This window comes from Nocardia crassostreae (assembly GCF_001613405.1).
Lineage (GTDB): Bacteria > Actinomycetota > Actinomycetes > Mycobacteriales > Mycobacteriaceae > Nocardia > Nocardia crassostreae.
The window spans coordinates 867,803-883,906 of sequence record NZ_BDCH01000012.1; the positions used below are offsets into that span (position 1 = coordinate 867,803).

General features: G+C 68.1%; 16 protein-coding genes and 2 pseudogenes. 6 read left to right on the forward strand and 12 right to left on the reverse strand.

Features of this window, described 5'->3' with window-relative positions:
- Positions 1-1,218, reverse strand: coding sequence for a TMEM143 family protein (locus NC4_RS10795; protein ID WP_067535670.1), 1,218 nt, complete (start codon positions 1,216-1,218; stop codon positions 1-3).
- Between the two features lie 180 nt (positions 1,219-1,398).
- Here NC4_RS10795 and NC4_RS10800 point away from each other — a divergent pair, with 180 nt between their 5' ends.
- On the forward strand, positions 1,399-2,109 hold the full coding sequence (locus tag NC4_RS10800) for a hypothetical protein (RefSeq protein ID WP_084528801.1): 711 nt from the start codon (positions 1,399-1,401) through the stop codon (positions 2,107-2,109).
- 177 nt (positions 2,110-2,286) lie between these two features.
- Positions 2,287-2,592 (forward strand): hypothetical protein, encoded by a 306-nt coding sequence (locus NC4_RS10805; protein WP_067535673.1) that lies wholly within the window; start codon positions 2,287-2,289, stop codon positions 2,590-2,592.
- Here the strand turns inward: NC4_RS10805 and NC4_RS10810 are convergent.
- Positions 2,589-3,443 carry a CE1 family esterase gene (locus tag NC4_RS10810; RefSeq protein WP_169814768.1) on the reverse strand — a complete coding sequence of 285 codons (855 nt, stop codon included), beginning with the start codon at positions 3,441-3,443 and terminating at the stop codon, positions 2,589-2,591. The genes NC4_RS10805 and NC4_RS10810 overlap by 4 nt on opposite strands.
- Positions 3,444-3,663: 220 nt before the next feature.
- On the opposite strand from NC4_RS10810, the gene NC4_RS10815 reads away from it, so the two are divergent.
- Genes NC4_RS10815 through NC4_RS10825 form a run of 3 tightly spaced genes read left to right on the forward strand, consistent with a single transcriptional unit; the run spans position 3,664 to position 5,801 of the window.
- The gene (locus NC4_RS10815; protein WP_157554493.1) at positions 3,664-4,419 is read left to right on the forward strand and encodes a hypothetical protein; all 756 of its coding nucleotides are present in this window, start codon (positions 3,664-3,666) and stop codon (positions 4,417-4,419) included.
- 36 nt (positions 4,420-4,455) lie between these two features.
- Complete coding sequence (locus NC4_RS10820) at positions 4,456-5,337, forward strand: hypothetical protein (protein ID WP_067535679.1); 882 nt, start codon at positions 4,456-4,458, stop codon at positions 5,335-5,337.
- Between the two features lie 26 nt (positions 5,338-5,363).
- On the forward strand, positions 5,364-5,801 hold the full coding sequence (locus NC4_RS10825) for a hypothetical protein (RefSeq protein ID WP_067535682.1): 438 nt from the start codon (positions 5,364-5,366) through the stop codon (positions 5,799-5,801).
- Positions 5,802-5,888: 87 nt separating this feature from the next.
- On the opposite strand, the pseudogene NC4_RS44485 reads toward NC4_RS10825, so the two are convergent.
- The 10 genes and pseudogenes from NC4_RS44485 to NC4_RS10875 all read right to left on the reverse strand — a co-directional run bounded on the left by NC4_RS44485 (position 5,889) and on the right by NC4_RS10875 (position 14,750).
- Positions 5,889-7,096, reverse strand: a pseudogene (locus NC4_RS44485) (acyltransferase domain-containing protein).
- 18 nt (positions 7,097-7,114) lie between these two features.
- Entirely contained in the window at positions 7,115-7,570 is a 456-nt protein-coding gene (locus tag NC4_RS43885) for an AMP-binding enzyme (protein WP_369690724.1), read from the reverse strand.
- Positions 7,544-8,605, reverse strand: a pseudogene (locus NC4_RS10840) (AMP-binding protein); the annotation flags it as partial. The gene NC4_RS43885 and the pseudogene NC4_RS10840, both read right to left, overlap by 27 nt.
- Before the next feature lie 131 nt (positions 8,606-8,736).
- Complete coding sequence (locus NC4_RS40985) at positions 8,737-8,994, reverse strand: acyl carrier protein (protein ID WP_169814770.1); 258 nt, start codon at positions 8,992-8,994, stop codon at positions 8,737-8,739.
- Positions 8,995-9,007: 13 nt separating this feature from the next.
- Positions 9,008-9,955 (reverse strand): beta-ketoacyl synthase N-terminal-like domain-containing protein, encoded by a 948-nt coding sequence (locus NC4_RS10850; RefSeq protein WP_067535690.1) that lies wholly within the window; start codon positions 9,953-9,955, stop codon positions 9,008-9,010.
- A complete protein-coding gene (locus tag NC4_RS10855) occupies positions 9,952-11,079 on the reverse strand; it encodes a beta-ketoacyl-[acyl-carrier-protein] synthase family protein (protein ID WP_067535692.1) in 1,128 nt (375 codons plus the stop codon). Before NC4_RS10855 ends, NC4_RS10850 begins: the two co-directional genes overlap by 4 nt.
- 25 nt (positions 11,080-11,104) lie before the next feature.
- Positions 11,105-12,247, reverse strand: a complete 1,143-nt coding sequence (gene solA / locus NC4_RS10860) for an N-methyl-L-tryptophan oxidase (protein ID WP_067535695.1) — start codon at positions 12,245-12,247, stop codon at positions 11,105-11,107.
- Positions 12,240-13,301: an LLM class flavin-dependent oxidoreductase gene (locus NC4_RS10865; protein WP_067535698.1), complete on the reverse strand. Its 1,062-nt coding sequence runs from the start codon at positions 13,299-13,301 to the stop codon at positions 12,240-12,242. The genes solA and NC4_RS10865 overlap by 8 nt, the downstream gene beginning before the upstream one ends.
- Positions 13,302-13,334: 33 nt before the next feature.
- On the reverse strand, positions 13,335-13,532 hold the full coding sequence (locus NC4_RS10870; protein ID WP_067535700.1) for a tautomerase family protein: 198 nt from the start codon (positions 13,530-13,532) through the stop codon (positions 13,335-13,337).
- 15 nt (positions 13,533-13,547) lie between these two features.
- Complete coding sequence (locus NC4_RS10875; RefSeq protein WP_067535703.1) at positions 13,548-14,750, reverse strand: DegT/DnrJ/EryC1/StrS family aminotransferase; 1,203 nt, start codon at positions 14,748-14,750, stop codon at positions 13,548-13,550.
- A gap of 354 nt (positions 14,751-15,104) precedes the next feature.
- Between NC4_RS10875 and NC4_RS10880 the strand changes: the two genes are divergently transcribed.
- A complete protein-coding gene (locus NC4_RS10880) occupies positions 15,105-16,097 on the forward strand; it encodes an ABC transporter substrate-binding protein (RefSeq protein WP_067535706.1) in 993 nt (330 codons plus the stop codon).
- Positions 16,098-16,104 lie beyond the last annotated feature (7 nt).

The following is a 16,104-nucleotide window of genomic DNA, read 5'->3' on the forward strand; positions in this document are numbered from 1 at the left end:
CTACCGGCTGTGGCGGAACAGGTTGTCCCAGCGGTGATCCAAGCGCCGCTTCGCCTCGGGCAGGGGCGCCACGCCCAGCCGGTCGTCCGCGTCCTCGATCAGCAGATCCAGTTCCCGTAGCTTGCGCAGACCGTCGCGGATCTCGAAGTCGAAGCCGGTGTCCCAGCGTTGCCGGAACCACCCTTCGATGCGCTCGTCGAGTTCCGCGGCGGTTGGCGGCCGGTCGGCCGTGGCCAGGAAGTGATAGGCCAGCAGCGTCTCGTTGACCTCGGATTCCTCTGCGGCGCCGAGCAAATGGTGGAAGACGCCCGCGTCATTGTCGAGGTTGCGGAAGTACAGGTGCTCCGACAGCGACTTCATGAGTTTTATCTTGCGATTCTTGAACTTGGCGAACTGCCGCCACAGATACCCGCCGAAGGCCGCCAGTCCCGCACCCAGCGTGACCAATGCGGTCTGATCCAATCGGACGGATTCTTCGCGCAGCCCGATCCAGAAGGCGAACAGCAAGACCAGTAGCCCCAGCGAGGCAATGAGTTTGGTGACCAGCACAATGATCCCGGACACCACTGCGGGCACCCCGATCAGCAGTTTGTCCAAGGGGCGCATGCGAACTCGAGCATTCGGGTACAGCATCTCCAGATCATTGCGCGGCACATTCTGGAACAACTTCAGCAGCACCGCCCCCGCCTCGGCGGGCCGATCCCCGGCATCCTCGCGGAACGCGATGTACACCAGCACCTTCGCATAGTTGGTGAATTCGACGGTCCGCCGCCGCAATCCGAGCAGCGACTTCACCTCCTGCGTGCGCTGCGACGCCCCTCGCCGGAAGAACATCACCGTCTCGATGCCCTCGTCCTCGACCGCCAGCCGCACCTTCACCAGCGAGTCCTCGGCAAAAGCCCGCTCGATCTCCGCCGCCTCGATCCGCGTGAAATTGGCCGCCTCCGCGAGCGCGACCAGTTCCGCCTCCACCACCCGCCGCGCGACCTCCCGGTCCTTCGACGTCACGTTCCCGACGGTCCGCACACCCTCGGACGGATCCACCAGGTGGTAGGCATCGAGCACCGCGTCCCCGCGCACCTGAAACCCGTGATGCGTCAACGCCGCCAGTAACCGGGCGAACTCCTCGAACGACTCCCGCTGCTGTTCCGGAAGTTCCCCCGCGCACAAGGCGATCACCGCGCTCTTGCGAAACGGCAGATAGTGTTCGACGTCCATCGCCAACTCCTCTCGGCGGGCAAGCCCGATGTCTCATCGGGTACCACATCGCGAGCCCCGGAGCCAGGTCGAGCCTTGCCCTTATGCCACGCCATGGCGCTGCCTACCGTCCCCAGATATGAGAAAACATTCTGCAATCGTTGTGACAGGCTGCGCCGCAATGCTTTAGCGGGCAATGGAATGGCGGCGGGTTCCGATGTCGACCCGCCGACGCCGGGGGGACCCGCTCCCGTATCCGAGGCCACGGTCGCCGGTCCGGTCAATGTGGACGCGCTGGCGGTGACCGTCCGCCCCGATCGCGGCTACCTCACCGGCGTGACGGTCGAGTTCGATCGCACCAGCCACACCGAGTCCGGCGAGAAGCCCGCGGCCGCAACACAGTTCGTCTTCCTCTTCGACAAATCCATCCGCATCAACGCCGACCGCTTCCCCACCTGCGACCGAGCCGACCTCGCTCGGGGCGGTCCGGCCGCCTGCCCGGCGGGCTCTCGGGTGGGAGCGGGCACGGCCGATATCCACCCCGGCACGACCGCCGACGTCCTGGTCTTCAATGCGCGCTACGCCAGCGGCGAGCGCGGCGTCCTGATCACCATTCCCGCCACGGGCGCGATCCTGGAGAACACCCTCGAACCGGTCACCGACGCCTATCGCGCCGACTACGCCTCCGCTCTCGACGAACTCCTGCCCTCCGCCCTCCCGCCGCAGAACCGCGCCGCCACCACCCGCTTCCGCGTCGAATTCGGCGCCGTGCACACCGATCACCTCGGCGCCCACAGTTTCCTTGAATCCTTTGCCCTCCCAGGTCAGCCGCTGAAATTCGGCCTTTGGAGCCGCTTCGTCACCGGGCAGACCATTGCTCCGGTCGCCGCGGCGATCCGGTCGCCGCGGTGAATTGATACCCGATTCACAGACCCTGATCAGGGCTAGTTGCACGGCTTGTCTTTGTAGTTCGGTATGCGCTTTATTGGTGCGGAAGTGGCTGCCGCGGGGATTGGAGCGCGGCGGCCACGTTCGTTTCACCTGGCGATGCCGTGGCGGGGACGGCATCGCCAGGGGGAGACTGGGGGCATGGACGGCGCGGATCCGGGTCTCGAGATCAGGGTGGTGCTGCTGGACGGGTTCGCCGATGACGATGTCGTGGTGACCGTCGGGGACGACCGGCGCACGGTGCGGGGTGTGACGACGAAACTGCTGACCGGATTGGCCGAGCAACTGGTGTTCGCGGCGGTGGGGGAGACGCGGGTTCGGGTCGAGGTTGCCGCGCGGGGAGCCGAGGATCAGCGGATGGTGCGGGGCGGGCGGACCTTGCTGGTGTCGATTTCAGGGAGTGCGTTGAAGGTGGTCGAGGTGGATGGGGCGCCCGGATTCGGCTAGGGGCGAGGGTGGGCCTCGAGGAATTGCCAGATGTGGTCGCGGAGGTCCTGTCCGGTTTCGCCGCTGGGCCAGAGGTGAGTGACGTTCTTGTAGGTGCGCCACCAGATCGAGGCGCCGGTCTTGCCTGGTTCGTACTTCTTCAGCGTCGCGTAGGCGGCGGTGGTGATCTGCGGGGTGGGGTTGTTGTAGTCGCGGGCGAGCCATTTCTCGACATTGTTCTGGCCGACGGCGGCGGTGGAGCTGAAGTCGTGCTCGCCCTGGAAGAGGCCGATGGCGATGGGACGGCTGGGCGTGCAGGGCGTGGAGCGCGGGCCCGAGCCGACATTGGGGTCGGTGGGGTCGAAGCCCGCCCAGGAGGTGGCGGCGGCGAAGACGTCGGGGGCGTCGCAGGCCATGCGCTGGGACATGATCGCGCCACTGGAGAACCCGTCGCTGAAGATTCGGCGGGGGTCCACGCACCAGGTGGCGCTGATATCGGTGACGACATCGCGCAGGAATGCGACATCGGGTGAGTCCTGGTCGAAGTTCCAGTACGTGGTGGGTGCTTCGGGGTAGGCGACGATGAAGTGGTGCTCGGCCGCGTAGGGGGTCCAGCCCGAGACCAGTTCGTGTACGGCCGCCGTGTTTCCGCCACCGTGGTTACTTATCAGCAGCGGCGCGGACTTCGCCGTCAAGCCGGGCGGGACGTGCAGTTGATAGGACCGTGCGCCCAGCGGGCGCAAGATCGTTCCGGCGGTCGGTTCCAGTACGCAGCCAGATGCTACTGGCGAGGTGGAAGCGGGTGCGGCCAGGCTGATCAAGGTCAGCGCCGCGATTCCGGCAAGGCCTGTGCAGACGTACCGCAGCGCCATCGGAGCCATACTCCTTCGGTAGCGACAATCCGGGCAGACAGAGGGGTCGGCACACGATACAGCGACTGCGTAGCTATCGGTGCGGCAGCATGCCGTCGAGTAGTGGCGGGAGCGGATACGGGTAGCGAGTACTCGCGTGTCGGGGGAGCGGCGGTGAAATGATTGATCGGGCCCGCAGTCCATCGCGGCGCACCAGTTTCACACCGTCTTGGGGGAATTCATGACTGAGCACAGTGACCCGTCCGATCCGCTCGCCCTGCAGCGCGGCCCGGTCAGTGGCAGATACGAGGGGTTCGGCACCGAACTCGGCACCCGCACGAGCCTGCTCGACCTGCGCATCGATATCGATACCCGCTACTCGGGCGACTCGCCGGTCATGAACCGGGTCAGCGGTGACTTCTTCCAGCTGCTCGGCGGTAATCCGCCCCCGGCGCCGCCCGCGCAGCCCGTCTATATCGAATCCTGGATCGTCGACACCCCCGCCGTCGCCTGGTCCGCCGACCGGGTGGTCGTCACCGGTGCGGTCCGGTATTGGCAGCGCACTCCGAATCCGCCTGTGCAGGCGCGGATTACGGTGCCGTGGTCGGGTGCGGCCATCGGCCCGGCCATGGTGGAGTTCAGCACGGGCGGCACCACGACCGCCGCGTACCTGTGCAACTTCCGCTCCGACGATTTCCGCAGCATGGAGCTCGAAATCGACTATGCCGCCTCGGTGGATATCGCACCGCACGTACCGGTGTACGACACGCACAGCCACACCAATCGGTCGGGCGGCACCCGGCGCCGGATCCTGACGCTGGAGGCCGCGTACAAGGAGGCGGGCGTCGGGCTGGCCGTCAATCCGGAGCGCACCGTAATCGACGACAGCGCACCGGGTTTCGCCAGCTGGAGCCCCGCCGAACTGCACGATGCCATGGAAGTCGCGTTCAGCCGCATAGGCGGCGCCTGGCCCGCCTGGAGCATGTGGAGCCTGTAAGCCGGTGTATTCGAGAACTCCGGCGTCGGCGGCATCATGTTCGATGCCGACGCGGGCTTCGGCGGCGCGGGCCGCTCCCCGGAACGCCAGGGGTTCGCGGTCTTCCGCAATCACACCTGGTTCGACGATCTGGTGACCGGCCCGCCGCAGAATCAGGCGCAGGCGCGCGCCATGCGGCATTTCCTCTACACCTGGGTGCACGAGGCGGGCCACGCCTTCAACTTCCTGCATTCCTGGAACAAGGCGCGGCCGAACTCGCTGTCGTGGATGAACTACGACTGGCGCTACGACATGATCAATGGTCCGGACAAGTTCTGGGCGGATTTCCGATTCCGTTTCGACGACGAGGAACTCGTGCACCTGCGGCACGGCGATCTCACCTCGGTCGTCATGGGCGGCGGTCCGTGGGCCTCCGGCGGGCACCTGGAATCCCCCGGCCTTCGCGCCACCCGCCTCGGCCCCCCGCAGTCGCTGGAACTGCTACTGCGCGCCCCCTCCTACTTCTCCTACATGGAACCGGTCGATATCGAATTCCGGCTCCGCAACCTGCTCCCGACCCCGCAACCGGTCGACACCCGGCTGTCCCCCGACTACGGGACGACCACGGTGCTGGTGCGCAAACCCGACGGCACGACAGTGCAATTCAGCTCGGTCATGTGCCTCTACGGCCTGCCGGAGATGAAGGTGCTCGCCCCCGCGGCCACCGGCGTGGAGGGCCCCGACCGCTACAGCGAACTGGTCCCCCTGACCTTCGGCAAACGCGGCTTCGTCTTCGACGAGCCAGGCCATACCAACTGCGCGCCATCTACACCAGCGGCGACCAATACGCCGTCTCCAACACCCTCACGGTCCGCATCGGCCAGCCCGCCACCAAGGAGGAGGACCGCTTCGCCGCCGAATTCTTCGACCGCCAAGTAGGTCTGGCCCTCACCCTCGGCGGCTCCATGTCCCCCCACCTCGCCACCGGCATGCAAACCCTCACCGAAGCCGCAAACCGCTTCGCCCACGACGTTTTCGGCGCCAAGGTAGCCGCCACCGTCGCCAAAACCGTCGGCAAGAACTTCTACGCCCGCACCCTCTCCGACACCGAAGACAAAATGGTGCAACGCCACAAAGCCGACCCCGCAACCGCCCTGGCAGTCACGGACCCCGGCTTACAGCACTACCGCAAATCCGACGACCACTCCACCAACATCACCTACAACGACCTCGTAACCCTCCGCGCCCCCCTCCACATCGCCAACGGCGACCCAGACCTCGCCCGCCAGGAACTGGTCACCCTCGCCGAAGACCTGTCCACCCGCGGCGTCAACCCCAATGTCCTCAAAGACATCCGAGCCAAAGCAAAGTCCGTCCCCTCCAAGAAGCGCTCCGCCAACTAACAAGTGCCGGTTCACACCCCTTCGCGTGGGTTCACACCCTGTATAGGGGGTGTGGACCACCGGAAAGGGGCGTGAACCGGGCGGGGGTTAGGGCCAGGTCACCGTTGCGCCTGCGCAGTGGAGGGCGCCGATTTGGGTGTGGAAGCGCTGGGTGGTGTTGCCGCCGCGGCGGATGGTGGACAGGACCGTGGCCTCGTGGCGGGCGGCGTCGGCGTTTTCGCGGACGGGGTGCACCAGCAAGGGGTGGGGGGACAGTTCCACGAAGATGTCGTGGCCGTCGGCGAGGGCGGCGCGGACGGCGGCGCCGAAACGGACTGGGAGGCGGAGGTTGTCCACCCAGTAGGCCGCGTCGAAGGGGGCCGCGGTGCGTGGGTCGGGCAGGACGGTCGAGTAGACGGGGGTGCGGGCGGGGCGGGGGCGTAGGTCGGCGAGGGCGGTGGCGATATCGGCGAGGATGGGATCGACCTGCGGGGAATGGGAGGCCACTTCGACGGGGACTATGCGCGCCATCAGGTCTCGTGCCGTCCAGGAGTCGACCAGGGCGTGGACGCGGGCGGTGTCACCGGCGACGACGGTGGAGGTCGGGGCCGACAGGGCCGCGATGGTCACCTCGGGGATATCGGTGAGTTCGGACTCGACGATATCGCCGGGGAGGGCGACCATGGCCATGGCGCCCGCGCGCTGAGCCGCCGCATGAGGCGGGAGCGGCGGCAGATCACGGCCACACCGTCCGCGGCGGACAGTGCGCCCGCCACGACCGCGGCGGCCGTTTCGCCCATGGAGTGGCCGATGACCGCCGCCGGTTCCGAGCCGTAGGAGCGCCAGGTGGCGGCCAGGCCCAGTTGCATGCCGAAGACCGTCGGCTGCACGTGATCGATGCGATCGATTGCCCCGGAAAGTGCTGTGCGCAAGGAGAATCCGCTTTCCGCCGCGATGAGGGGTTCGAGGCGGTCGATCTCGGCGGCGAAAGCCGGTTCGGCGGACAGGAGCTCGCGGCCGATGCCCGTCCACTGGGAGCCGTGGCCGGAGAAGACCCAGACCGGTTGCGTCGTGGCGCGGGCTCGGCCGACCGCGATGCCATTGCCCGGTTCGTCCGCGGCCATGGCGCGGAGCCGGGCGGTCAGGGTGTCCCGGTCGGCGGCGACCACGACGGCGCGGTGCGGTCCGTGCGGGCGGTCCGCCAGGTCGGCGGCGAGCGATGACAGTGGCTCCGTGGATGATTCGACCTTGCTCGCGAGGGCCGCGGCCTCGGTCGCCAGGGCTGCCGCCGAATCGGCGGAGAGCGGGAAGAACATGGTGTCACCTCAGCGAATTCAGTGGATGTACCGGCTGGCGAGCGCCTTCTTGTCGACCTTGCCGACCGCCGTCGACGGCATCTGCTCGATGATCTGCAGGCGGTCGGGGACCTTGTAGGCGGCCACCTCGCGATCGCGGAAGAAGGCTTGCAGGGCAGTGGTTTTGGGTGGCTCGCCGGAGCAGATGACGAAGGCCACCGAGCGCTCCCCGAGGACGGCGTCGGGTTCGGGCAGCAATGCGGCGGAGATGATTCCGGGATAGGCCAGCAGATGGCCCTCGACCTCGGTGGCGTCGATCTTCTGCCCGCCGCGATTGATCTGATCCTTGGCCCGGCCGACGACATTGACGTGACCGCTGGGCAGCAGTTTGACCAGATCGCCGGTGCGATAGAACCCGTCGGCGGTGAAGCCGCGGGCATTCTGCTCGGCGGCGCGATAGTAGCCGCGCAGGGTGTACGGGCCGCGGGTGAGCAGTTCGCCGATCTCGCCGAGGCCGACCTCGAGGCCGTCGGCATCGACCACGCGCAATTCGTCGTCGGCCGAGATGGGCCTGCCCTGGGTGGTGTGCACGAGATCGTCCGGATCGTCGACCCGGGTGAGGCACAGCAGCCCCTCCGCCATGCCGAATACCTGCTGTAAGCGGCAATCCAGGGTCTTGGTGACCATGGCGGCCAGATCGTCGGCGAGCCGGGCGCTGCCCACCTGGAGAATCTTCAGGCTGGACAGGTCCGCCTCCCCGTACTCGTATTCCGCGAGCCAGTGCGGTACGAGCGGGGGATTGATGGCCGCGATGGTCACCCGCTCGCGGGCAATGAGCTCGAAGGCCGTCTGCGCGCCGGGCAGCGGCGCGATGACCACGGTGCCGCCCACGCAGAGAATGCCGAGGATGCCCGGGCAGGCCATGGTGTAGTTGAACGCGATCGGCAGGACCGCGAGGTACACCGAATCCTCGTCCAGCTCAAAGATTTCCGCCGCGAGCCGCGCGTTGTAGGCGTAGTCGTCGTGCGTGCGCGGCACCAGCTTGGGCATACCGGTCGTACCGCCGGACAGCAGCAGTAGTGCGAGGTCGCTCGCCTGCGGCAGGTCTGCCGGGTCGGGTCCGGCCGGGGTGGCCAGCAGCTCGTCGAAGGTCGCGAAACCCTCGTGTTCACCGCGCTCCCCGATCACGATGACGTGCCGCACCACGGCATCGGCGCGGACCTGGGCGGCGAGCTCGCGGTAGTCGAATCGGCCGTCCCGATCGGCCACGATGTATCCGGCGGCCTCGGACAGCTGCGCCAAATGCGTGATCTCGGTGCGGCGATGGGCGGGCATGGCGTGTACGGGCACGATGCCGAGCCGCACCAGCGCGAACCAGATCAGCACGAATTCGGCGCGATTGGGCAGTTGCACGATCACCCGGTCGCCGCGGCGCAGACCGAGCGCGGTCAGGCCGCTCGACAGCCGCCGCGCATCGGCCTCGAGTTCGGCGTACGTCCAGCGCCGGTCGCCGTCGACCAGCGCGGTCCGGCCGCCGAACTCGACCGCCTATCGGCTCAACTGTGCGCCGAAGGTCTCCCCGCGCCAGTGGCCCGCCGCGCGATAGCGCGCCGCGTCGGCCTCCGGCCAGCCGGGCCAATCCCTGTTCTGCTCCACGCTTTTCAGCCCTTCCGTCCGTTCAGGACCAATTCATGGATCTCACCGAGCGACTGCACCTTGCTGATCTGCGCATCCTTGAGGCGAACCCCGTAGCGCCGCCGGATCTGGGCCGACACCTCGAGCAGCATGAGCGAATCGACGCCCAGATCCTGGGACAGATGCGCCTCGTCGGTCAGCTCGTCGACATCGACCTCGAGCACGCGCGCCACCAGCGTCCGCAGATCGTCCAGCTCCGGCTCGACCACTTCGTTCTCGATCACGTTCTCCCTCTTCTCATTCCGAATTGGTGCGGTGCGGCGCGGTGAACACCATGGCCGCCGCCGCGGCGCCGGGCAGGCGGCAGGACGTGGCCAGTGCGGCGCCCGCGGCACGGGAACGGGCCGAGATCTCGAAGGCCGCGCACGCGGCGACGCATTGCAGCACCCCGAGCGCGCCCGACTGGCGGCCCGCCCACGCGGCCAGGTCGATGACCTCTTCGGTCCGAGAGTCGCCCTCCGCCAGCAGAATCGCCGACTGATCCGCGGGCAGTACTGCGACGGCCGTATCGACATCGTCGGCGCGCCGGTACGCGCCGAGGCCGAGCCGGATTCGCGCCCCGCGCCGCTGTGCCGCCGCGCCCGATTCGACGACGACCGCCGCCGCGACATCCGGCCACGGCTGTTCGCCATTGTCGCCCAGCAGTGTCCGCACGGGCTCGTTGTCCGGCTCCACCCCGGTCACCACGACGGTGTCCGCGCGCCCGGCCCGAATCAGCCGTCGCGCCCAGTGCAAGGCGTCCAGACCGCTGGTCGGCCCGTTCGACACCGTCAGGTTCGCCGCCCGGAACCCGTGCTCGATGGCGATCCAGCCCGCGGTGACATTGCTGGAGGTATTGGGCAGCGCGGTCGGATTGAGCGCCTCGGCATCCTCCTCGGCGATCGTGTCCAGAAATGAGCAGATGCTGTCGAGATTGCCGAGATTCGTGCTCACCACCGTGGCGGTCCGCTCGGATTCGCCTAGGTAGGAACGGTTTTCGCCGAACAGCCCGGCCTCGGTCAGGGCCGCCTCGACGGCCCGGGAGGCGAGCCGCGACGCCCGGTCGCGGTGCCGCAGATGCTTGCCTCGCAAACCGGTCTCCGGATCGAACCCGCCCTCGTGCCGCCGGTACGGCGCGAGCAGATCGGCCGGTCCGCGCAGCCCGTCCACGGCCGTTCCGGCGCCGGTGACGACGATGTCGGTCATGACGCAACCTCCAGAATCGCGACGGCATTGATGCCACTGAGGCCGAAGGCATCCACCTGTGCCATGCGCATGGGCCCGATCCGCGGTTCGCCGCGGACCAGATCGAGGCCTTCGGCCTCCGGCATCGGTTCGGTCAGCCCGCGAATCGGCGGCACCCGGCGTTCCCGCAGCGAGATGGCCGCCATGATCAGGCTGAGCAGCCCGGAGCCGCCGAGCGTATGCCCGGTCGACGCCTTGATGGCGGTGAGCATGGGCTTCGCATCGGCGAAAACCTCGTGCAGTACCGCGGTTTCGACCACGTCGTTGCGGATCGTCCCGGTGCCGTGGCACAGCACCAGATCGATCTCGCCCGGAGCGACCGCGGCGCGCTCGTGCGCCTGCCGCACCACCCGGGCCACGCTCGCCGGTTCGGGCACCGTGGGATGGTCGGCATCGCAGTTCAACGCCACCGACCGCAGCCTGGCCCGCACCGGACCGCCGTGCCCCGCCCGGCGCAGCACCACCGCGGCCGCGCCCTCGCCCATCATCATGCCGTGCCGTTCCGCGGCGAAAGGCCGTACCTCCGTGGGGTTTCCGGTCTGCACCCGGTCGAAGATGCCGAAGGTGGCCTCGGTCAGGCCGTCGGTGCCCGCCACCACGACGGTGTCGCAGTCACCGGCCTCGATCATGTCCGCCGCCAGCCCCAGCACCGTCAGCGAGGCGGCGCAGGCATTGGCGAAGGTGAAGGTGTCCACCGCGCCGAAGCGTTCCCGGATGGCGGTGCCGAAATGCAGGTCGCCGAAGTTCGCGGCGGCCTCGCCGCGCCACCACAGCTCCATCGACCGCTGCTCGCGATGGGTGGTGCCGACCAGCACCGGGCAGCCGTCCGGCAGTTCGGACAGCCCGGCATCGGCCAGCGCCTGCGCGATGGCGTCGAGGAGCCATGTGGTCGATCGGCGCGGTTCGTCCCGGTCCGGGTCGGTTCGGTCGTCGATCTCGTACGCCACACCGGAGTGGAACTTACTGGTGTCGAAGACACGCAGCGGGCCCACGCCGGTCCGCCCGGCGCACAGGGCGTCGTGAATCGTCGCGGGATCGCCGCCGATACACGAGACGGCGCCGAATCCGCAGATATCGAGCTGCAACAGCGCTCCTTCCAGAGAACGGGCGTCAACGGAATCGCTTGACGTCCATGAACGAGTAGTCGATGCGCGGCGCCTGCCCGGTCGCGAGATCGGCCAGCAGCTCACCGATTCCGCTGGCGTGTTTGAAGCCGTGGGCGTTGTCGCCGCCCGCCACCACCACATTCGGGGCCTCGGGCAGTGCGCCGAGCACGAACTGGTTGTCCGGGGTGAGGGTGAGCATGCCCACCGCCACCCGGGACGGCTCCGGTCGCAGACCGGGCAGCCGCTCGGCGAGTACGGTGCACAATGTCCGCCAATCGGCGCTGGTCACCGAACGATCGGAATCGGTGGGATCGAAAGGCACCGCCGCAGAACCGAACTGCTCCAGTCCGAGCTTGACGTCGTAGGGCGGTTCCGAGCCGCAGCCCCACAGAATCGTGCTGCCGCCGATCTGGCGCATGAATACCGGAAAGTCCGTCAGCCGGAACCGATCGTCGTCGCCCTCCGGCCGGAACCAGGTGACCGGCATGCGCACCACGCGCAGATCGGGCAGCGCCACCATGGACGGCAGCCAGGATCCGACGGCCACCACCACGCGGTGCGCACGCAAGGTTCGCGCCGCGGTGTGGACCGCGACCATAGTGCCGTCCGGTTCGATAGCGGTGACCTCGGTGCCGGTGAACACCCGCGCCCCGGCCGTCTCGGCCGCGCTCAGGGCCGCGCGGATGGCCGCCTCCGGACGCAACAGCCCCGCGGAGGGCTCCCAGACGCCGATATCGTCCGGGGACAGCCCGGTGTGCTGCGGGAACTGCTTGGAAAGCTGTGTCCGAGTGAGTTTCTCGACCTCGATGCCGTGCTCCCGCGCGGCGGTGAGGGTGCCGCCCACGACCGCCGAGTAGGGCGCGCCGATGAGCAGCCCGCCGTGCCGTGTGAGCAGCGAGGTCCCGGTTTCGCGTTCGCGCTCCACCCACAGTTCGGCGGAGCGGCGGGCCAGCGGCACCAGCCCGGGATGTTCCAGACAGGTGATCCGGAACATCCGGCTGCCGCCGTGCGAGGCGCCCAGGGCATGCCCGCGGTCGTAGCGCTCGATGCCCAGGGGCCGCAGACCGCGTTTCGCCAACTGCCACAGCGTCATCGCGCCCCAGGCGCCGAGGCCCACGACAATGACGTCGGCGTCGAGCTCAGGCATCGAAGCGCGGCATCACATCGGCGGCGAACAGCTCGAGCGCGCGCACCGCGTGCTCGTGTTCCAGGTAGCCCGGGCTCAGCTGCACGCTGACCTCGAGATCCTTGCCGAACGTGTGTGCCACCCAGGCGATCTGCTCGGCGACGTCGTCCGGGGTACCGGCCAGCACCTTGTGGTCGGCCAGGGACTTCCCGAAGCCGTAGCCGCGCACCTTGTCGATGAGCTTCTCGTAGCCCTGATAGGCCTGCGAGGTCGTCGACGCCCAGGACGCGATGGCGGCGGTCATCTGCTCGATGTAGTTGTTCTCGTACTTCTCGCCCCAGGCCAGCGCGGTCGCGCGGTCCTCGGCGATATAGCCGGTGTACTTGATCTGGATGCGGTGCCCGCCCTCCGGCCAGCCAGCGGCGTCCCAGGCCGCGCGATACCCGGCGAGCATCTCCGCCAGGGTCTCGTGACTGACGATCGACGGCACCACCTGGAGGTGGTACCCGGCGGTGCCCGCCGCCGCACACGACTCCGGATTCGACGCCGACGCGACGAAGATCGGCGGATGCGGCTGCTGCACGGGCCGCGGCAGCAGGGTCGCCGGGCCGAAACTGTAGAACTCGCCCTCGATTTCGACATCGCTCTCCGACCACAGCCGACGGCAGGCGGAAATGCCCTCGTCGAACCGGCGGCGGCTCTCGTCCATGGGCACGCCGAACCAGTCGAATTCGTCCGGCAGGAAGCCGCGCCCGAAGCCCGCGTCCAGGCGGCCGTCGGAAATGTTGTCCAGCATGGCCAGCTTGCCCGCCAGTTTGAGCGGGTGCAGGAAGGCGGGAATCACCGCGCCGGTGGTGATGCGAATGCGTTCGGTGCGGGCGGCGATGGCCGACAGCAGCGTCACGGGATCGGGGCTGTAGCCGCCGTAGGCCGAGCCGTAGTGCTCGACGGTCTGTACGTGATCGAATCCCGCCTTGTCGGCGCGTTCGGCCAGGTCGATGACCTCGCGGTAATACTGTCCCGCCGACTTCCGATCGGGCGTGAAGACGGGGAAGAAGTTCAATCCGAATTTCACCGGTACTCCAGGGTGTCGAGAAGGTGTGTCGGGTCAGGAATTTCGCGGGGCGGCGGGATTGCCGCCGAGGCCCCAGCGATGGGCGGGTACGGGATCGAGCACGACCCACACGTGTTCGCGAATCTCCTCGCCGTAGGTCTGCACCACCGCATCGGTAATGGCGGCGATGAGCTTGGGCTCGGTTTCCTCGGTGAGCCGCTTTTCCAGGATCTGGACGTGAATGAAGGGCATGGTGGAACGTTCCGATCAGCTCAGGCTCAGCACGCGATGGCGGCCGAAGACTTCGTCGAGGCTGCTCCGCAGGGCGGAACACAGCAGGGCGATCTGGGTTTCGGTGAGACTGGGGTGGCACGGCAGGTTCATGTGCTCGGAGAACCACAGCCGTTCCGCGGTCGGGCATTCGCCCGGGCCGTGGCCGCGGGACTGCCATTCCGGTGTGAGATGCAAAGGGAAATAACGCAACTGGACTTCGACTCCCCGTCGATCCAGTGCCTGCACCAGGGCGTGCCGAGCGTCCGCGCCCGCGGTGACGAAGAACGTGTACAGGTGATAGGCGTGTTCGTCGCCGGGCGCCACGACCGGCAGCCGGATCTGCGGGTGCTCGCCGAGCGCCTCGTCCAGCCGGGCCGCGATGTGCTGGCGCCGCCGCACCAGCTCGGGCAACTTCCGCAACTGCACCGTCCCGGCCGCGCTGGCCGCCTCCGAGAGCGTGGCATTGGTGCCCGCGCCCAGGATGGCGGCGCAGGAACCGCCGTAGACGCCGTCGGAGAACTTCATCCAGGGCAGTATTTCCGGTGGCGGACCGAGGATTCCGGTCTCGGGCCCGAAGGTCATATCGACCTCGTTGTTGCGAATGCGGTCCACCCGCGCCGCCCAGTCCTCGCGATCGAAGGTGATCATGCCGCCCTCACCGAGGGTGGTGATGTTCTTCGAGGAGTGGAAGCTGAAGGTGCCGATATCGCCCAGCGCGCCGGGCCGGACGCCGCGATAGCACGATCCCAGCGCGTGCGCGCAGTCCTCCAGCACGAGCACGTCGTGCCGCGCCGCGATGGCGCAGATCTCTTGCATGGCAGCGGGATTGCCGCCGTAGTGCACCAGGATGATGGCCCGCGTGCGCGGCGTGATCAGGGCTTCCAGCTTGCGCGGATCCATATTGAGCGTGTCCGGGTCGATATCGCAGAACCGAACGGTCGCAGGCGAATCCAGTAAGGGCTGGATGGAGGCCTGGAAGGTCTGCGGCGTCGCCACCACCTCATCGCCCGGGCCCAGGTCCAGCAGCCGGATGGCGATCTCGAGGGCCACGGTTCCGCTGGTCACCGACATGGCGTAGCGGGTCCCGGCGTAGGCGGCGAACTGGGCCTCGAATTTGTCCCGCCACGGCCCGCCGGACAGCGTCGGGTCGTGTTGCAGGACGTTCTTGAGCACCGTGAACTCGTCGTCGTCGAGCACGGATACTCTTCGTGCGTAAGGAATCTGGTATCTGGCCGCGGTATGGCCACCGACTGGGTTCACGCAGAGCACCCCAATTTTGTGGATGAGGGAAGCCTCGAAACAGGTGCAGTCGCCGAGATGTGCGGACGATCTCCGGCGGCCCCGGCCCGTGCATGGCGGGCAGTCGAACGAGGCGTAAGTTACCTAGAACGGACAGCAGTCAACCTAACAGCAGATGTATGACTAGCGCAACAGCCCATGTTTCTGTAAATCTTTCCACATGGAAGGTCTATCCGTTCGGGCTCATCCAGGGTGGCGCTATCGGTCCAGGCGCGAACCTCACTTGTCCGGCAACGGGTTTGGAGTGCGCAAATGCCGTTGAACAGATGCGCGAGGGGCTTCACCCGGCGTGGATTTCTCGCCGCCACGGCCGGGCTCGCGCTCGGAGGGTGTGCGTCCGGCCCGGCCGCCGATACCGCGGCGGGCGGCGACTTCGACGTCACGGTGGACGGCAAGCTCGGCCCCGCGGTCCTGAATCGATTGCCGCAGCGCGTGATTGCGCTGAGCTTCGGTCAGGACGCCGATGCCGCCGTCGCGCTCGGCGTGGTCCCGATCGCCATGGCCCGGGGCAGTTCGACGCCGAGCGGCATCCAGCCGTGGGTGGAGCCGCTGCTCGGCGGCGCGCACCCGGAACTGTTGCGGCTGAGCGAATCCGTGCCGCTCGAACAGGTCGCCGCGCTCGAGCCCGATCTGTTCCTCGCCGTCGGCGACCACCACCTTGAGTCCTACCACGACACGCTCGGCAAGATGGCCCCGGTGCTGAGCTATGTCACCGGGCCGAACCTCGACCAGTGGCCGGAGACGACGCGGCGCGTCGGCCGGGTGCTCGGCCGGGAGGACCGTGCGGCACAGGTGATTTCCGAGACCGAACGGAAAATCGCCGAGGCGCGCACCGGCGCCGCGCTGGGCGACCGCACCTTCACCTTCAGCTCGGTCGGCGGTGGCCAGGTCTTCACGAAGAACGACCCCGCCGATGTGCTCGCGGTTTCCTTGGCGCAGTACGGAATCCGGCTGTCGCCCGCCGTGACCTCGCTCCCGGCGACGGGCACCAAGGGCATTGCCGGTGTCAGCCTGGAACGGCTCGACCTGCTCGATGCTGATCTCGTCCTGGTCAGTTACCAGACGGCCGCGCAGCGGCAGACCTTCGAGGCCGAACCGCTGTTCGCCGGACTGTCCGCGGTCCGGCGCGGTTCCTATGTGGCCCTCGACCAGGCCGAGGCGCAGGCCCTGGCCTTCCCCTCCGCGCTCGCGGCCGCCTACACCGCCGAGCACACCGTCCCGAAACTCGCCGCGGCGGCGAAATGAACCGCGG